The sequence below is a fragment of the Pseudomonas sp. NPDC090755 genome (assembly GCF_044769005.1).
Classification (GTDB): domain Bacteria; phylum Pseudomonadota; class Gammaproteobacteria; order Pseudomonadales; family Pseudomonadaceae; genus Aquipseudomonas.
Genome location: NZ_JBIVXC010000014.1, coordinates 87117 through 105302 on the forward strand (window position 1 = coordinate 87117; position 18186 = coordinate 105302).

Sequence of the window (18186 nt, forward strand, 5' to 3'; positions counted from 1 at the left end):
CATGCGCCTCAAATGCATTCGCCTGGCCGGGTTCAAGTCGTTCGTCGACCCGACCACGGTCAACTTTCCCAGCAACATGGCGGCCGTCGTCGGGCCCAATGGCTGCGGCAAGTCCAACATCATCGATGCGGTGCGCTGGGTGATGGGCGAAAGCTCGGCAAAGAACCTGCGTGGCGAGTCGATGACCGATGTCATCTTCAACGGCTCCACCAGCCGCAAGCCGGTGAGCCAGGCCAGCATCGAGCTGGTATTCGACAACTCCGACAGCACCCTGGTCGGTGAGTACGCCGCCTACGCGGAAATATCCATTCGTCGCAAAGTGACCCGCGACGGGCAGAACACCTATTACCTCAACGGCACCAAGTGCCGGCGTCGTGATATCACCGACATCTTCCTCGGTACTGGCCTCGGGCCGCGCAGCTACTCGATCATCGAGCAAGGGATGATCTCCAAGCTGATCGAGGCCAAGCCCGAGGATCTGCGCAACTTCATCGAAGAAGCGGCCGGCATCTCCAAGTACAAGGAGCGCCGGCGCGAGACCGAGAACCGCATCCGCCGCACCCATGAAAACCTCGAACGCCTGACCGACCTGCGCGAAGAGCTGGAGCGCCAGCTGGAGCGCCTGCACCGCCAGGCCCAGGCGGCGGAGAAGTACAGGGAATATAAAGCCGAGGAGCGCCAGCTCAAGGCGCAGCTGTCGGCGTTGCGCTGGCAGGCGCTGGATCAGCAGGTCGGGCAGCGCGAGGCGGTGATCGGCGATCAGGAAGTGGCCTTCGAGGCCCTGATGGCCGAACAGCGCAATGCCGATGCCACTATCGAGCGCCTGCGTGATGGTCACCATGAGCTGTCCGAGCGCTTCAACCTGGTGCAGGGGCGCTTCTATTCGGTCGCCGGGGATATCGCCCGGGTCGAGCAGAGCATCCAGCATGGCCAGCAACGCCTGCGCCAGTTGCAGGACGACTTCAAGGAAGCCGAGCGCGCGCGCCTGGAGACCGAATCGCACCTGGGCCATGATCGCACGATGCTGGAGACCCTGGGCGAAGAGCTGGCCATGCTCGAGCCCGAGCAGGAAATGACCCTGGCCGCTGCCGAAGAGTCCGCCGCTACCCTGGAAGACGCCGAAGTCACCATGCACGGCTGGCAGGAGCAGTGGGACAGTTTCAACACGCGCTCGGCCGAGCCGCGTCGGCAGGCCGAAGTGCAGCAGGCGCGGATCCAGCAGCTTGAGCAAGCCCTGGAGCGCCTGGCCGAACGCCAGCGCAAGCTCGGCGAAGAGCGCGATCAGCTCAGCACCGACCCGGAAGACGCGGCGATCGTGGAGTTGGGCGAGCAGGTGGCCAGCAGCGAGCTGTTGCTGGAAGAGCTGCAGATTCAGGAATTGCAGGTAGTCGAGCAGCTGGAGTCGCTGCGTGACCAGTTACAGCAGGCGGTGCAGGCCCAGCAGCAGGCCCAGGGCGAGTTGCAGCGCCTGGGCGGGCGACTGGCATCGCTTGAGGCCTTGCAGCAGGCGGCACTGGAGCCTGGCACCGGCGCCGCGCAATGGCTGCGTGAGCAGGGGCTGGAAGAACGCCCGCGCCTGGCCGAAGGCCTGCGGGTCGAGCCGGGTTGGGAGCTGGCGGTGGAAACCGTGCTGGGCGCCGACCTGCAGGCGGTGTTGGTCGATGACTTCGCCGGCCTTGATCTGGGGGCTTTCACTCAGGGCGATCTGCGCTTGCTGGATGCATCTGCCGAAGGTGCACGGATTCCAGGCAGCCTGCTCGACAAGGTCGAGGGGCGCATCGACCTGGCACCCTGGCTTGGGCAGGTGCGGCCGGTGGAAAGCCTGGAGCAGGCATTGGCCTTGCGCAGTCAATTGAGCGACGGCCAGAGCCTGGTCAGTCGTGACGGCTATTGGGTCGGCCGGCATTTCCTGCGGGTCAACCGCGCCGGTGAGGCACAGGGTGGCGTGCTGGCCCGGGGCCAGGAGATCGAGCGACTCGATCTTGAGCGCCAGGAACAGGAAGCCGCCCTGGAGTCGCTTGAGGCCCGGCTGCTGGAGCTACGCGAGCAGCAACAGGCCCTTGAGGAGCAGCGCGAGCAGTTGCGCCGTCGCACCCAGGACGAAGCCCGGCAGCAGAGCGAGCTCAATGCCCGCCTGTCGGCGGGCAAGGCCCGTGCCGAGCAGCTCAGCCTGCGCCGTCAGCGCCTGGAAGAAGAGCTGGCCGAGCTGGTGGAGCAGCGTGCGGTAGAAACCGAGAACCTCGGGCTGTCGCGCCTGCAGCTGCAAGAAGCCCTCGACCTGATGGCCCGGGACACCGAGCAGCGCGAGTTGTTGCTGGCCCAGCGCGACAGCCTGCGCGAACGCCTCGATCGCGTGCGCCAGGAGGCCCGCCAGCACAAGGATCACGCCCATCAACTGGCAGTGCGCCTGGGTTCGCTGCGCGCCCAGCACGACTCCACCCGCCAGGCCCTGGAGCGCCTGCAGTTGCAGGCGCTGCGACTCACGGAAAGGCGTGAGCAGCTCACCCTCAATCTTGAGGAAGGCGAGGCGCCGCTGGAAGAGTTGCGCCTGAAACTCGCAGAACTGCTGGAAAAGCGCATGAGCGTGGATGACGAAATGCGTCAGGCTCGCTTGCACATGGATGAAGCAGACCGCGAACTGCGTGATGTGGAAAAGCGCCGGACCCAGGCCGAGCAGCAGGCGCAGATGCTGCGCGGCCAGCTGGAGCAGCACCGCCTGGAGTGGCAGGGCCTGAGCGTGCGGCGCAAGACCTTGCAGGAACAACTGCAGGCCGATGGCTATGACCTGCAGGGTGTGCTGGCGACTTTGACCGAGGCCACCAGCGAGCAGGACACCGAACAGGAACTGGAGCGTCTCGACGGACGCATCCAGCGCCTGGGTGCGATCAATCTCGCGGCCATCGACGAGTACCAGCAGCAGTCCGAGCGCAAGCGTTACCTGGATGCCCAGGATGCCGACCTGGTCGAAGCCCTGGACACGCTGGAAAACGTCATTCGCAAGATCGACAAGGAAACCCGCAACCGCTTCAAGGATACCTTTGATCAGATAAATGCCGGATTACAGGCACTTTTCCCAAAAGTTTTCGGTGGCGGCAGCGCTTATCTGGAACTGACGGGCGAAGATTTACTCGATACAGGGGTGACGATCATGGCGCGGCCACCGGGCAAGAAGAACAGCACCATTCATTTGCTCTCGGGCGGTGAGAAGGCGCTGACCGCCCTGGCCCTGGTGTTTGCCATTTTCAAACTCAACCCGGCACCGTTCTGCATGCTCGACGAAGTCGATGCGCCACTGGACGATGCCAACGTCGGACGTTACGCCCGATTGGTCAAGGAGATGAGTCAGACGGTGCAGTTCATCTATATCACCCACAACAAGATCGCCATGGAAATGGCCGAGCAATTGATGGGCGTTACCATGCATGAACCGGGCTGTTCACGTCTTGTTGCAGTTGATGTGGAGGAGGCGATGGCGATGGTCGACGCCTGATCGGAGGCGATAAGGCGCGAACCTGCGGTAAATAGCCCTGTCAGTTGCGACAGACGGTGTAAAGTTATCTTTGGTCGTGCTAGCTTAATGTCACTTATTTTTCGCGTGGGTAAAACGCCTGTCAGAACATAGAGTTGGCGCCACGTCTTAAAGGGGTTTAAACCCTTTATTTTTCAGCATTTTTTACAGAGGCACGGGATTACATGGAAATCGGTCTGCGCGAGTGGCTGATCGTCATCGGCATCATTGTCATTGCCGGTATTCTTTTCGACGGCTGGCGTCGCATGCGTGGCGGCAAGGGCAAGTTGAAATTCCGCCTGGACCGCAGCTTCTCCAACCTGCCGGATGAAGAGGGTGGCGCCGAGGTGCTCGGCCCGCCACGGGTGCTGGACACCCACAAGGAGCCTGAACTGGACGAGCATGACCTGCCGTCGATGAGTGCGCCTGCGCGTGACAACAGCAGCAAATCGAAAGCCGCCAAGCGCAAGCGCGGTAACGAACCGCAACAGGGCGACCTGAACCTGGCCGCCGAGCCGCGTGAGCGTGAACCCGACCTGTTCGCCAATGTCGACGACGATTTCCCCGAAGAAGCCCGCAGCAACGGCACAGGTTACGGCACCAGCGAAGGCCGCGAGCTGCCACCGGTCGAAGAAGTGCTGGTGATCAGCGTGATCTCCCGCGACGAAGGCGGTTTCAAGGGCCCGGCGTTGCTGCAGAACATCCTCGAAAGCGGCCTGCGTTTCGGCGAAATGGACATCTTCCACCGTCACGAGAGCATGGCCGGTAACGGCGAGGTACTGTTCTCCATGGCCAACGCGGTCAAGCCGGGAGTGTTCGACCTGGATGACATCGACCATTTCAGCACCCGCGCCGTGAGCTTCTTCCTCGGCCTGCCGGGGCCGCGCCATCCCAAGCAGGCCTTCGATGTCATGGTGGCTGCCGCTCGCAAGCTGGCCCATGAACTCAACGGCGAGCTCAAGGATGACCAGCGCAGCGTAATGACCGCCCAGACCATCGAGCACTACCGTCAGCGGATCGTCGAGTTCGAGCGCCGTGCGCTGACCCAGAAACGCTGATTGCCCCGCGATGAAGAACACGCAAGAGCAGCCCAGGCTGCTCTTTTGCTTTGCAAGAGAACACTTTGATGACCGCCGAATCCCGAATCCTTGAACTGCGTGCCGAACTCGACCAGCACAACTACCGTTATTACGTGCTCGACGAGCCCAGCGTGCCGGATGCCGAGTACGACCGCCTGTTCAATGAACTCAAGGCGCTGGAGGCCGAGCACCCGCAACTGGTGACGGCCGACTCGCCGACCCAGCGTGTCGGCGGCGCCGCGCTGTCGGCGTTCAGCCAGGTGCGCCATGAAGTACCGATGCTGAGCCTGGGCAACGCCTTCGAGGAGAATGACCTGCGCGAGTTCGACCGCCGGGTTGTCGAAGGCCTGGACCTGCCCAGCGGCGACCTGTTCGGCGATGGCGCAGCGGTGGACTACAGCTGCGAGCCCAAGCTCGACGGCCTGGCGGTGAGCCTGCTGTACCGCGACGGGCAACTGGTGCAAGGTGCCACCCGTGGCGACGGCACCACCGGCGAAGACATCAGTGTCAACGTACGTACCGTGCGCAACATTCCGCTGAAGCTGCAGGGCGAAGGCTGGCCTGCAGTGCTGGAGGTGCGCGGCGAGGTGTACATGTCCAAGGCTGGCTTCGAGCGCCTGAACCAGACCCAGATCGAGCAGGGCGGCAAGACCTTCGCCAACCCGCGCAACGCCGCTGCCGGCAGCCTGCGCCAACTGGACTCGAAGATCACTGCCAGCCGCCCGCTCGAATTCTGCTGCTATGGCCTGGGCCAGGTGTCGGAGCAGTTTGGCGATACCCACATCGGTATTCTCGAGCAGCTCAAGGCCTGGGGCCTGCCGATCAGCCGCGAACTGCGTCATGCGGCGGGCGTGGCCGAGTGCCTGGCGTACTACAAGGACATTGGCGAGCGACGTAACGACCTGCCGTACGAGATCGACGGTGTGGTGTTCAAGGTCAACAGCCTGGCCTCCCAGCGTGAACTGGGTTTCCGCGCTCGTGAGCCGCGCTGGGCGATTGCCCACAAGTTTCCGGCCATGGAAGAGCTGACCGAAGTGCTGGATGTGGAGTTCCAGGTCGGCCGTACCGGTGCGGTGACGCCCGTGGCGCGGCTCAAGCCGGTCAAGGTCGCCGGTGTGACGGTGGCCAATGCCACCTTGCACAATATGGATGAAGTGGCGCGCCTGGGGCTGATGATCGGCGATACGGTGATCATACGCCGGGCAGGCGATGTGATCCCCCAGGTCATGCAGGTGGTCACCGAGCGGCGTCCCGCGGATGCGCGGCCGGTGCATATTCCCACCGAGTGCCCGGTCTGCGGCTCGCAGGTCGAGCGCACCCAGCTGGTCAAGCGCAGCAAGGGCAAGGAAACCGTTACCGAAGGCGCCGTGTACCGCTGTGTCGGTCGCCTGGCCTGCGCCGCCCAGCTCAAGCAGGCGATTATTCACTACGTGTCGCGCCGGGCCATGGATATCGAGGGCCTGGGCGAGAAGAGCGTCGAGCAACTGGTCGATGAGGGCCTGATCCGCTCGCCCGCCGATCTGTACCAGCTGACGTTCGAGCAGGTGGTCGGCCTCGAAGGCTTTGCCGAGCTGTCGAGCAAGAACCTGCTGGCGGCCATCGAGGCCAGCAAGCGACCGGGCCTGGCGCGCTTTATCTATGCCCTGGGCATCCCCGATGTCGGCGAAGAAACAGCCAAGGTCCTGGCGCGTTCCCTGGGGTCGTTGCAGCGGGTCATGGCGGCATTGCCGCAAGTGCTGACCTACCTGCCGGATATCGGTCTGGAAGTGGCCCACGAGATCCACAGCTTCTTCGAAGACGAGCACAACCGCACGGTGATCACCCAGTTGCTCGAGCGCGGCCTGCAGTTGCAGGACGAGGGCGAGCTGGGCGCCGAATTTGCCGCCAGCACCACCCTGGCCGGCCTGATCGCCAAGCTCGACATCCCTTCGGTGGGGCCGACCGGTGCCGAGAAGCTGGTGAGCAAGCTCGACAGCCTGGAGAAGATCATTGCCGCCGACGGTATCGACCTGCGTCAGGCCCTGGCCGCCAAGCCGGCCGAAGCGGTGCGCACCTTCTTCCTGGTACCGGAGAATGCCGCCCTGGCTCTGGCGATCGAAGCGCAGCTGCGTGATTTCGGCATGCATTGGTCGAGCGAGAAGAAAGTCGCGGCGGGCTTGCCGCTGGCCGGGCAGACCTGGGTGCTGACCGGCTCGCTGGAGCGCATGAGCCGCGACGTCGCCAAGGACAAGCTGGAAAGCCTGGGGGCCAAGGTTGCAGGCTCCGTGTCGGCCAGGACCCACTGCGTGGTGGCCGGGCCCGGCGCTGGCTCCAAGCTGGCCAAGGCCAGCGAGCTGGGGCTGAAGGTGCTGGACGAGGACGCTTTCGTCGCCTTCCTGGCCGGGCAGGGTATAGCCGTGTAACGCAGCTGTAGCCGTTTGGCGACACCGGGCTGGCCTTGGCAGCGGCCCGGAGGAATCGATGCATGACCGACAAAAGCGACTCAAGTCCTTGAGGTAAAGTGGTTTTTTCGTTCAGTAGAGGTTGTATCTTGGCGTCAGACCGGTACAATGGCCCCGCTCGCTGCCAGGCGAGCATCGTTATGGTGACCCCATCGGTCCCCCCGCAACGATCAGCCGTGAACCCGGTCAGGCCCGGAAGGGAGCAGCCGCAGCGGTGACATTGTGTGCCGGGGTGTGGCTGGTGGGGTTGCCTCCATCTTCAGGGCGCCTCTGCCCAGCATCCAATACCCGATTTTGCCACCTGATGCGCCCCGCGCCGGGTAATAATCTTGTACCGCACCTGCTCAATAATGATTGCCTAAGCTCCCGGCTTTTCAAAGCCCAGGAGTTGCACCATGACCGGCACCTCAACAGATCAGGCCGACCTCGCCCCCGCGGACTTTTCAGCGGCCAGTGATAATCTGGCATTCATCAGAAAGCAGTTGCGCATTTCCTTGCAGGATGGAGATGCCGTTTTGCTCAAGGCGCTTTCTGATAGCCTCTCCAACAGTGTGAAAAGCAATTACAAACGACGTGCCTTCCTCGCGCCGCTGCAACCGTTGCAGGACTTCGTCAAGCCTCGCTTCGAACAGGAACTGAACAGGCAGTTCGGGACCTTGCTGAACCCCCTGTCCGATACATGTTCACGAACCCATCACACCTTGAAGGAGTTCAGTTACCCAAGTTACCGGCCGGTATATCGGCGGAGCTTGAGTTCGCAGACCCTGTTGCAAGCCGCGTTGCACAACTTCAATGCGACAGATGCAGTGGAAGGTGAAGGGGCGGAGCAATCGGTAACCCTCTTGCGACAAGGAAAGGTGTTGGCCGGCGTTTCGGCGGCCGCGTATGCACGGTTCTGTCGCCAACTGGATCTGGGCGGGCAATATCAGAAACATATCGGCGCGTTGTTCACGCCCGACGATGGAGGGGCGGCGAGCGCCAGTATCCGCAAGTTGTTCACCGATTGTGACCGGTTTAGCCTGCAGATCGATGCTCATCTTGCCTTGATCCACAAGCGTATCAGCCGCGACATGTATACGCGGTTGATCGACATAAGCACAGGCAAGCAAGATGTTTCCTACAACTCGTTGCCGATCAGTTATCGCACCTTGTCGCTGGAAGGGATCAAATTGCCTGGCATCGGGGTGTTCGAATGGTCCTTTACCCCGCTGGGGGCGCTGGCCGGGGCGCAGCGGCCCTGGGTCCGTTTACTGGTGCATATTCCCAACGATATCCGCTTCCCGCTGAAGGAGTACACCAGTTGGAGAGCATTCGAGCAGGACCTGATCGACAAGCTCGCCGACGAACATTACCGAGACTTCTTCCTCGGCTTCGCCCATAAGCGTGATCAGCCCCGGTTGCTCGAGCGATTGCAGCAGGCGCTGTTCAGTGTCGTGGACGGGCAGACGGTTTTGCGCCCGGCACCTGAACTCTGGCTCGATTCGCTGCGGCGTCCTGGGGGGTATTTCGATGACGTTTTTCACAAACGTCTGGAGCAAATGAAGGATGACGCCCGCTTTTGCGCTGTGCCGACAGCCGAACAAGACAATACGGCACGTCGACAGGCGCTGGAAAAGGCGCTGGAAATCGGCCTCGATGTGCTGGGAGTGGCCTCCCTGCTACTGCCGGGAGCGGGTGAGCTGCTGTTCGGGGTAACCGTGGCGCAGTTGATGGGGGAGGTGTTTACCGGCTTTGAGGACTGGGCTGAGGGTGATCATTACGAAGCAGCGCATTGTTTGTCACAGGTGGCTGCCGAGGTCGCCGGGTTGGCTGCAGGCGCCTTGGTGATCAGTTCGGTGAGCATCCTGTTTCGTCAGTCGGCGCTGTTTCAGCGGCTGCTGTCCGTCAAGCATGGTAACAAGCAGTATCTGTGGAACCCTGACCTGGAGCCCTATGCTTGCAACCTGCGGCCGGAAGAGCTCGGCATGGCGGATGACAAGGGTATCTACCCGTTGGAGGGGCAGTCGTTCATCGAGATGCAAGGTCGCTATTATCACGTGCAAAAGGATGCCGAGGGCCGCTACCGCCTGCATCACCCACGCCGCGACCAGGCCTGGCAACCGGAGCTTGAGCATAACGGCCAGGGGGGCTGGTGGGCCGCGTTCGAATGCCCACGACAGTGGCCGGGGGGTGCTGCCTTGTTCCGTCGCGCCGGGCAGGTCGCCAAAGGCTTGGATGAGCAGGAGATCGAGGCGCTGATGGCCATCGCGGGAAGGGATGACGCTCACTTGCGACGTTTGTTCGAGCGACGTCGTCCTCTGGATGGCAGATTGCTCGATGCCTGCGCGCGTTTGCGCATTTATCGGCGGTTGCAGCGATTCAATGAGCACCTGAACACTTCAGCCAGGGCAATTGATCCAGAACTGACGCTGGCGTTGATTAAACTGATGCACGAAGGGCGATCGGCGCGTCAGATCGAGCTGGTTGCAGCGCGGACTGAGGACGCCAGGTACAGCATGCAACTTCTCACTTCAGAGGTGGAGCGTGACGGTCTGCTGGAGACAGTGTTCACGGCACTGCAGGAGGACGAGCGGCTGCTGCTGATGCCGGGCGTCCAGGTTGCCGGGCGCAGTGTCAGTCAGTTGGGGCACAGCTTGAGCGACTGGCTGCAGAGCAACTGGCAAGCGTGTTTTGCACAGTGCCTGCAGCGCGAAGAGCTATTGCAGCCGGGGTTGCTGTATCCGTATTTCCCGGGACTGGGTCGGCACTGGGCCGCCAGTCTCGAGGCTATGGCGACGGCACAGGAGTCAAGGTCTCTGGCGGTGGAAAGACGATTGCCGTTGCGTCTCGGCGAAATGGCGCGTAGCGCCTTGCGTGAGCAGCGTATCGATCAGGCACTGGAAGGTTTTTTCTGGCCACGCCTGGCCAATGATGACAATCACCGCCTGCTATTGCACTTTCTCAGCCTCGACGCTCGCTGGCCGTCGTCCCTGAAGCTGACAATCGAAGGGCGCGGTGAGGAGGGCGTGGTAAGTTTACACAGACGCGGTAATGGCTTTGTCGATGAGCGTACACCTACCGCACGACCACTGGACCTGATCGAGCTGGCGCTAAACCTCGCCAATCTGGATCCTGCCGAGGGCATCAATGCATTACGCCGACAACTGGGTCTGCAGGCTGCGGCCCGTCGTTCTGTCAGTCGTAGTGTCCTGGGCATCAAGGAGCGGAGCTGGTGGATGCCGTTGCAGCGTTTCGAGGATGGTCGACTGGGCTATGCCCTGAGTGGTAAAGGTGTGCTGCCAGGGGCGGCGGGCGATGTCAACGAGATGATTCTTGCGTTGTACCCGGATTTCACCGAGCAGGATATTGCCGCCTTCATGCAGCCCTATGCGCAGCGACCACAGGCGTTGCATGCCTTGCTGCGGCAACAGCGCGAACAGTTGCAGCAGTTGCGACACGTGCTGGGGCGCTGGCAGGAGCAACCGGGTACGCTGCGCCAGGGCGTTCATCGTCAGGCGTTTGGCCAGCGTCTGGAATTAGCCTGGAGGCGCCAGGGCCGAGGTGTGCTTACGGCGTTCGGGCAGCATTTGGGTTATTCGCTGTCTTTATCAGGCTTGCATGTTGGCGAATTGCCCAACTTGACCGGTATCGATTTCAGTCATGTGGTTGAACTGGACTTATCGCACATGGATCTTGCTGAAGGAGTCGATGGGCTGCTTCAGTCATTTCCTCGCTTGCGGATGTTGGATTTGTCCGGGAATCGACTCAATTCCTTCCCTCGGCGCCTGGTGACCTGCGGGTTCCTGCGCAACCTTCAATTGCGTAACAACGGCCAGCTTCTGACTCAGGCGGACCTGGCGCAACTGCAGCTTATCGAATCGCTCGAGACCCTGGACTTGACCGGGACAGCGCTTGCACAAGCACCGGACTTCACCTTGCAACCGCATCTGCGGGTCGTTCAGTTACGCAACACCGGGCTGGAGGAAATGCCATCGGGCGTGCAAAACCTCGCCCAACTGCACATGATCGATCTGCGTGACAATCAGATCAGCGCATTGCCGCCGACTTTTCTACAAGAGCCTGCAGACTTTCTGCGCAGTGTCAGCCTGGACGACAACCCCCTGTCAACGCAGGACTATCAAGCATTCCTGCAATTGCAGGCGGCGGAAACCCTGCCGGCATTGATGGCGACCGGGGCTTCGAGCAATGAACTGTTCTGGCTGGCGCCACGGAGTCTGTACCCTCAGGCGCTGGAGCATTGGCAGTTGCTTGAACGCGATCCGGATTGCCAATCGCTGTTGCGGTTATTCGAGCGATTGTCGAGCTCGGAAGTCGCCCATGAATTCACCGAGGAGTTGCGGGCGCGCGTCCGGATGCTGCTGGAGGCCGCCAGGGGGCCTCGCATGGCGCGGGAGCTTGCGCTGGAGTTGGCCAATCCGGTCATGCGCGGTGAAAGCCCTCTACGCACATTCATAGCCCTGGAACACCGGGTCCAGGCCCTGCAAGCCCTGCGCGAGGGTATTGAAAGTGGCTCGGCAACGGCGTTGGTGGCGTTTTCCCGTGCCAGTTTCCGGCAGCAGCGCCTGGATGCGTTCGTTCGCCAGCAGGTGGAAGGCAGCGCGGCGCTGCAGCAGGCTGGCGAGGATGTCACGCTGGCCTATCGCCATGCGCTGCATCAGCGTCTGGAGCTGCCGGGGGCGCGTCTGAGCGGCCCGCCTGGCCACCTGGTCATTGCAGAAGATCGGTTGGCCCTTGCGATTGCCCATGTGCTGGCCGGCACAGACGATGCGTTCGCGAGCTTTCTGGCTGCGCGTGACTACTGGATTCAGTACATCTTGCAAACCCGATGGCACAATCTGAACGCGTTGGACGCATTGTTCAGGGAGCGACTGATTGCCCGGCGCCTGACCTGGACCGATTTGTCGCAAAGTCAGAGGGAGGCCCGGGAGCTGGAGCTGCAGCAGCAGCTTTCCGATGCTGAATGGGCCTTGCTCAGGCGCCTCACCCGGGAGGCGTTGGGATTGCCAGGGGTTGAACCGCGCAGAGACGGCTGATCGACAGCTTGCGTGTGGCGGGCGGGGTGCAATTTTGCCCCCGCTCCGCTAGCATTAGCCCTTTCCAGCATGCCAGGCGCGACGGTTTTCAATGAGTTATCAGGTTCTTGCACGTAAATGGCGTCCGCGCTCGTTCCGCGAAATGGTCGGCCAGACCCATGTGCTCAAGGCCCTGATCAACGCGCTGGACAACCAGCGCCTGCACCATGCCTACCTGTTCACCGGTACCCGCGGCGTGGGCAAGACCACCATTGCGCGGATCATCGCCAAGTGCCTGAACTGCGAGACCGGCATCACCTCGACCCCCTGCGGTACCTGTTCAGTGTGCCGGGAGATCGACGAAGGTCGCTTCGTCGATCTGATCGAGATCGACGCCGCCAGCCGCACCAAGGTCGAAGACACCCGCGAACTGCTCGACAACGTGCAGTACGCGCCAAGCCGTGGGCGCTTCAAGGTCTACCTGATCGACGAAGTGCACATGCTCTCCAGCCATTCGTTCAACGCCTTGTTGAAAACCCTGGAAGAGCCGCCGCCCTACGTCAAGTTCATCCTGGCCACCACCGACCCGCAGAAGCTGCCGGCGACCATCCTGTCGCGCTGCCTGCAGTTCTCCCTGAAGAACATGACCCCCGAGCGGGTGGTCGAGCACCTGAGCCATGTACTGGCGGCCGAGAACGTTCCGTTCGAAGACGATGCCCTGTGGTTGCTGGGCCGCGCCGCCGACGGTTCCATGCGCGATGCCATGAGCCTGACCGACCAGGCCATTGCCTTCGGGGAAGGCAAGGTACTGGCGGCCGATGTGCGCGCCATGCTCGGTACGCTCGATCACGGCCAGGTCTATGGCGTGTTGCAGGCATTGCTCGACGGCGATGCCCGGGGGTTGCTCGAGGCAGTGCGGCACCTGGCCGAGCAGGGGCCGGACTGGAACGGCGTGCTGGCCGAGATGCTCAACGTGCTGCACCGCGTGGCGATCGCCCAGGCGCTGCCCGAGGCGGTCGACAACGGCCAGGGCGACCGTGAGCGGGTGTTGGCCCTGGCCCAGGCGTTGCCGGCCGAAGACGTACAGTTCTACTACCAGATGGGCCTGATCGGCCGCCGCGACCTGCCGCTGGCGCCGGATCCTCGCGGTGGGTTCGAGATGGTCCTGCTGCGCATGCTGGCGTTCCGTCCCGCCGATACCGATGACGCGCCGACGCCGGTACTAAAGCCGGTGGGGATCAGCCAGGCCACAGCTGATTCTGCGAGCAAGGTGGCAGCAGCCAGCCCGGCTGCGCCTGCCGTGAGTGCTGCGCCGGTTGATGCGCCTGCCCCGGCCGTCCCTGTCGTGGAACCGCTAACTGAGCCCGAGCCGGTCGAGGTGGTCACGCAAGCGCCCGAGCCGGTTGTCGATCTGCCCTGGAACGATCCGGTCGAGGCGCCGCCTGTTGTCGAGGCTGAACCTGAAGCACCGCAGCCGGTACCGGTACCGGCACCGGTCCAGGCCGGCGCTCCTCAGGATGAACCGCCGCACGACGACGGCATGGGCTACAGCCCGGTGGGCATGGACCGCGACGATGAGCCGCCGCTGGACGAAGACTATTACGCGCCGGACATGGACCCGGCCAGCTACAGTTATCTGGATGAACTGGCCATCGAGCATGTCCACGAGGCTGCGCCGCTCGCCCAGCCCGAGCCCCTGCCGGCCGCCCAGCCGGCCACCGGCCTGGCCTTGCAATGGCTGGAATTATTCCCGCAGTTGCCGATTTCCGGGATGACCGGCAGTATCGCCGCCAACTGTACGCTGATCGCTGCGCAGGGCGATGACTGGCTACTGCACCTGGACCCGGCCCACAGTGCCCTGTTCAACGCCACCCAGCAGCGGCGCCTGAATGAGGCCCTGAACCAGCATTTCGGACGCACGCTCAGGCTGTCCATCGAGCTGATTCGCCCTGAGCAGGAAACACCGGCCCAGGCGGCGGCGCGCAAGCGTGCCGAGCGCCAGGGCGAAGCCGAGGCATCGATTCACGCCGATCCACTCATCCAGCAGATGATTCAGCAGTTTGGCGCCATGGTCCGGCAGGATACGATTGAACCTGTGGACGCCCCGGATACCCGGGGCGAATAACCGAATGACACAAGCGGCCCGGCCCAGACCCGCGCCGCATTCCGTAACGTTATAGTTGAGGTGATCCCCATGATGAAAGGTGGCATGGCCGGCCTGATGAAGCAGGCCCAGCAGATGCAGGAAAAAATGGCCAAGATGCAGGAAGAACTGGCCAACGCCGAAGTGACCGGCCAATCCGGTGCCGGCCTGGTCAGCGTGGTGATGACTGGTCGTCACGACGTCAAGCGCATCAGCCTGGACGACAGCCTGATGCAGGAGGACAAGGAAGTGCTCGAAGACCTGATCGCCGCCGCCGTCAACGACGCCGTGCGCAAGGTCGAGGCCAGCAGCCAGGAAAAAATGGGCGGCATGACCGCCGGCATGCAGTTGCCGCCGGGCTTCAAGATGCCGTTCTAAAGTAAAAAAGCCAGGCGATGCCTGGCTTTTTCTTTCTTGATTAGTTGTAGAAAATGTTGAACGACGCTCGACCTGGCGCCGGGCCTTCGAGTATCTGTGGCTGAAGTACTTGTTGAACGTACTGGGCACTCAGGCGGATTTCAAAGCGAGGTTCTCCGGGAAATACAGTTCCGGCATTTTGCATGGTACGCAATTGGATCAGCGGATTGTCTCCACTCAAAAGGCGTCGAATACGTATTCCAACGCCACTGGCACCTGCGCCAGGCGCCAGCTTCAATGCGCTGGTGCTGTTTGCTGGGTCGTGGGTATCGGTAATCATGAAGCGAATACCCTTGCTTCCACCTGATGCTCCACCAGAGCAGTTGAGGAGAATAGTGAACTCTACTGGAGGGGTGGTATGGTTGACGCCGATAAAGTAGCTGCGCGGATAATCGCCTAGAAACACCGGAATCAGCTTTGAGCCCGCATCGACCGAGCAAGTCGGGTTGGCCTCCACGATCTCGGTTTGCGGATTGCTCATCCGCAATGTTGCAGGGGTCAGTGCGGCGGCTGTCAGGTGTGCCAACTCTACTGGTAGCCTGAGTGTGCCCGGCGTGATGGTCCCGGTTTTGATCAGGCTCAAGGTAAATTCAGATTGGCTCGGCGCGGCGCCGACTGTCGGCTGATGGGTGGAGCGACGAGGCCATTGCATAGAGAGCTGCTGTCCCTCATCAACCAGGATACGAACACCCACGCCAGGGATGTTGGTTTGATAGACATCGCCAGTGGCCACGGATAGTGCATTACTGAAACCGTGGGTGAACTGCGATCCGGGTGTACAGGTTACGTTGCTTGGATTGCCACTCACTCGCTCTCTATAGAGCTCATGGCCAACCGGATCGGCACTGTTGATAACCAGGCGCGGCGGTAGGTTGAAGTTGTAGGTTTGCGGGCCTGCGCCATCGGCGTAGCTACAGCTGTTGAGGGTGTCCGCCGCCGCCTGGTTGAGGCAGGCGCCCAGAATCATTGCCCCTACCGTCAGGTGGGGCACTGACTTGCTCGCAGCGAATCTCATGGCAAAGGCTTGCAAAGCAGTGGGTAATATCATGGGTCATGCTTCCGGCGAAGGCTGGTCGGGCGTGAGGGGGCTGCAGGTGCCATGCAGCTGTGGGGTTCGGGCATCGGCTGGTGGCTTTGCCGGGAACGTGTAGGCAATTGCGCAGCCGGTGGTGGAACTGTCCCCCCAACTCACGTGCAAGATGCCGCGTTCCTGCAGGCCGCGAGCAAAGATCTGGCTGCCCTGGCCGACGACGCCTATTTCTGCGTCGGTCTCGTCCAATACGCTTGCACCAAAGGGCAGGGCGGTTCCGTCGGGACGTGTGGCGTGAATGATCGCTGAGCGCCCAGAGGTGGTTTTGAACGCCAGTAACGGGATGGCGCCGGCCCTTGGAATGGCATGCTGGCTGTTGATCTGCAGTTCAACGTCGGTCGAGATCCCCTTGGGGTCCAGGCTGACCGTGTTGCGGCGGTAGGGGGTAAGGCTCGGCACTACGGCGTAACCACGGCTATCGAGCTTGAGCGCTGTGCCACCGGACACCCGTGCGCCCTGGGCATGCTCGGCCTTGACCACGGCGAAGGTGTCCGACAGCGGCTGGGACAACGTTATACCGCCAGGGTGAGCGACCACGGCGCCGCGCACACCGACCGAGGCCTGTGAGGTATTACTGCCGCGGCTGAGGGAGGCACTGAGTTCTGCCGCCGAACTGCGATACAGGGTGTGGGTGCTGATGGTGCTGGTTTGCTGGCTTTCGGCGCGGTCGTGGCTGGCGGTCACGCCATAGGTGAGGTTGCGGTCATCGCCGGCGGTGCCGGTCAGCGTGGTCTGGCCGCTGGTACGGCCATGGTTGTCTCGCGAAGCACTGGCGCTCAGGCTGCGTGAGTGTTCGCCGCCCAGTGGCAAGGACAGGCCCAGGTGCAGGCTATTGTCACTGCGCCCGGATGGGCTGCGTTCACGGCTGGCATTGAGGCTGTAGCCCAGGGCTTTGTAGCGATTGCTATAACCGAAGGTGTAGCTCAGGTCGCTGCCTGAGCGATTCCAGTAGCTGGCTGCCGATGCGCTGAAGTGCAATTGGCCATAGGTGTCGGCAAGCGGTTGCCCCAGGGCAAGCGTGGTTCGGTTGCGCTGGCGCCAGAAACCGTCGCTGTCGACATGGTCGCGTTGGTATTGGCGCTGCAGGTGTGCGTCTTCCAGGCCGAAAAAGCCACTGGTTGAATAACGGTAGGTGGCCAGGGCAATCTGGGTGTCGGTGTCGGCGAGTGTCTTGGCATAACTCAGGCGCAGGCTCTGACCCTGGACGCTGCCCTGGCCCTGCAGGTGGGTGCGTGCCTGGGTGATGTCGGCGCCGAACGCACCCAGTTCGGTATTCAGGGCCGCACCGAGCAGCGCCGAGCCATAGCCGGAAGCCAGGTTCATGCCGCTGTAGGCGCTGACCAGGTTGTTCAGGCCATACTGCCAGGTGCCTTCGACAAACACCGGGTCGCTGTCCAGCTGCGGGTTACGCAACGTACCCAGCGTGGCGCTGTAGCGGCTGATGCCTGGGCGCAGGGATAGCGGTACCGCTGCGTAGGGCACCGAGAACCCGTGTTCGCGGCCATCGGCTTCAATCACCGTTACTTCCAGGTCGCCGCCGTAGCCGGTGGCATACAGGTCGTCGATAACGAACGCGCCCGGTGCGACGGTGGTTTCATGCAGGAGGGTGCCGCGCTGGCGGATCACCACCCGTGCGTTGCTGCTGGCCACACCGCGAACCACAGGGGCAAAGCCGCGCAAGGAGTTGGGTAGCATGCGGTCATCGCTGGCCAGGCGCAAACCGGTAAAGCTGACCGAATCGAACAGTTCCCCAGAGGTGTAGGCCTCGCCCAAGGTCAGTTGCGAAGTCCACGGCGTGATATCCCGTTGGGCGTAGCTGGCGATGCTCTGGTAGTGCTGTTGACCCTGGTTGTTCCAGTTCAGGGTGCCATCGTGGCGCAAGCGCCACTGACCGAGATTGAGGCCGGTGTTGAGCCCCAGGTAACCCTGGGTCAGGCTGTTCTGTGCCTGTTGTCGCTGACGGCTGCCGTAAAGGTTGAGGTTGTAGCCGATAAAGCCCGCAGTCACTCCACTGTCCCACTGTTCGGGATCGACCGTTTCGCGGGCAGTGCGTTTGAGCGAAGCCTGAGGGATGGACACATACAGGCGTTGGCTGGCGAACTCGAAGCGGCTGTTGGCATCGCTGATCGCTTGTGCCAGTGGCAGGCACGCCCCCTGAGGCGCCAAGCGCTCCTGGACTTCAAGGCTCAGGCCTTGCGGGTTGATGGCCAGGTGTTCCATAAGCGCCAGATCAAAGCAGGCTTGGGCGTCGTTATGTTGATCGTCAGCCTTGAAGGGCAGGTCGAAACGTCCCTGCCAGGCCTGATTAACAAACACATCGACGTTGTAAGTGCCGGCGGCAACAATGTTGCGGTGCTCGAACCGTGACAGGTCAATCGCCTGGCCGCTGCCGTTGATCAGGAAGGCCGGTTCAAATTGAGTTGCGGATGCGGACGTCGTTTCGGCCTGGGCGCTGGCGTGAAGTAGCATCAAGGCCACTAGACTGATAACTTTGTC

Annotated in this window: 8 protein-coding genes and 1 other RNA gene; 7 read left to right on the top strand and 2 right to left on the bottom strand. The window is 62.3% G+C overall.

Features of this window, described 5'->3' with window-relative positions:
* The first annotated feature begins 1 nt into the window (after position 1).
* From smc to ACIQUS_RS19710, 7 genes are all read left to right on the top strand, one after another.
* Positions 2 to 3490 carry a chromosome segregation protein SMC gene (gene smc / locus ACIQUS_RS19680; protein WP_403050088.1) on the top strand — a complete coding sequence of 1163 codons (3489 nt, stop codon included), beginning with the start codon at positions 2 to 4 and terminating at the stop codon, positions 3488 to 3490.
* A gap of 203 nt (positions 3491 to 3693) precedes the next feature.
* Entirely contained in the window at positions 3694 to 4566 is an 873-nt protein-coding gene (zipA, locus tag ACIQUS_RS19685) for a cell division protein ZipA (RefSeq protein ID WP_403050091.1), read from the top strand.
* A 68-nt stretch (positions 4567 to 4634) separates the two neighbouring features.
* Positions 4635 to 6989, top strand: coding sequence for an NAD-dependent DNA ligase LigA (gene ligA / locus ACIQUS_RS19690; RefSeq protein ID WP_403050094.1), 2355 nt, complete (start codon positions 4635 to 4637; stop codon positions 6987 to 6989).
* A gap of 189 nt (positions 6990 to 7178) precedes the next feature.
* Positions 7179 to 7275: signal recognition particle sRNA small type (gene ffs, locus ACIQUS_RS19695), an RNA gene on the top strand.
* Between the two features lie 148 nt (positions 7276 to 7423).
* Positions 7424 to 12061, top strand: a complete 4638-nt coding sequence (locus tag ACIQUS_RS19700) for a dermonecrotic toxin domain-containing protein (protein ID WP_403050097.1) — start codon at positions 7424 to 7426, stop codon at positions 12059 to 12061.
* Positions 12062 to 12152: 91 nt separating this feature from the next.
* Complete coding sequence (dnaX, locus tag ACIQUS_RS19705; protein WP_403050100.1) at positions 12153 to 14165, top strand: DNA polymerase III subunit gamma/tau; 2013 nt, start codon at positions 12153 to 12155, stop codon at positions 14163 to 14165.
* A 69-nt stretch (positions 14166 to 14234) separates the two neighbouring features.
* Positions 14235 to 14561, top strand: coding sequence for a YbaB/EbfC family nucleoid-associated protein (locus ACIQUS_RS19710; RefSeq protein WP_403050103.1), 327 nt, complete (start codon positions 14235 to 14237; stop codon positions 14559 to 14561).
* Between the two features lie 40 nt (positions 14562 to 14601).
* Here the strand turns inward: ACIQUS_RS19710 and ACIQUS_RS19715 are convergent, their stop codons facing one another.
* Both ACIQUS_RS19715 and ACIQUS_RS19720 read right to left on the bottom strand, forming a co-directional pair.
* Entirely contained in the window at positions 14602 to 15567 is a 966-nt protein-coding gene (locus tag ACIQUS_RS19715; RefSeq protein WP_403050106.1) for a fimbrial protein, read from the bottom strand.
* An 84-nt stretch (positions 15568 to 15651) separates the two neighbouring features.
* Positions 15652 to 18159, bottom strand: coding sequence for a fimbria/pilus outer membrane usher protein (locus tag ACIQUS_RS19720; protein ID WP_403050109.1), 2508 nt, complete (start codon positions 18157 to 18159; stop codon positions 15652 to 15654).
* Positions 18160 to 18186: the final 27 nt, after the last annotated feature.

Excerpts from the sequence above, each read along its gene's own strand:
- smc (WP_403050088.1), top strand. The coding sequence starts at position 2 with ATGCGCCTCAAATGCATTCGCCTGGCCGGGTTCAAGTCGTTCGTCGAC.
- zipA (WP_403050091.1), top strand. The coding sequence starts at position 3,694 with ATGGAAATCGGTCTGCGCGAGTGGCTGATCGTCATCGGCATCATTGTC.
- ligA (WP_403050094.1), top strand. The coding sequence starts at position 4,635 with ATGACCGCCGAATCCCGAATCCTTGAACTGCGTGCCGAACTCGACCAG.
- ACIQUS_RS19700 (WP_403050097.1), top strand. The coding sequence starts at position 7,424 with ATGACCGGCACCTCAACAGATCAGGCCGACCTCGCCCCCGCGGACTTT.
- dnaX (WP_403050100.1), top strand. The coding sequence starts at position 12,153 with ATGAGTTATCAGGTTCTTGCACGTAAATGGCGTCCGCGCTCGTTCCGC.
- ACIQUS_RS19710 (WP_403050103.1), top strand. The coding sequence starts at position 14,235 with ATGATGAAAGGTGGCATGGCCGGCCTGATGAAGCAGGCCCAGCAGATG.
- ACIQUS_RS19715 (WP_403050106.1), bottom strand. The coding sequence starts at position 15,567 with ATGATTCTGGGCGCCTGCCTCAACCAGGCGGCGGCGGACACCCTCAAC.
- ACIQUS_RS19720 (WP_403050109.1), bottom strand. The coding sequence starts at position 18,159 with ATGCTACTTCACGCCAGCGCCCAGGCCGAAACGACGTCCGCATCCGCA.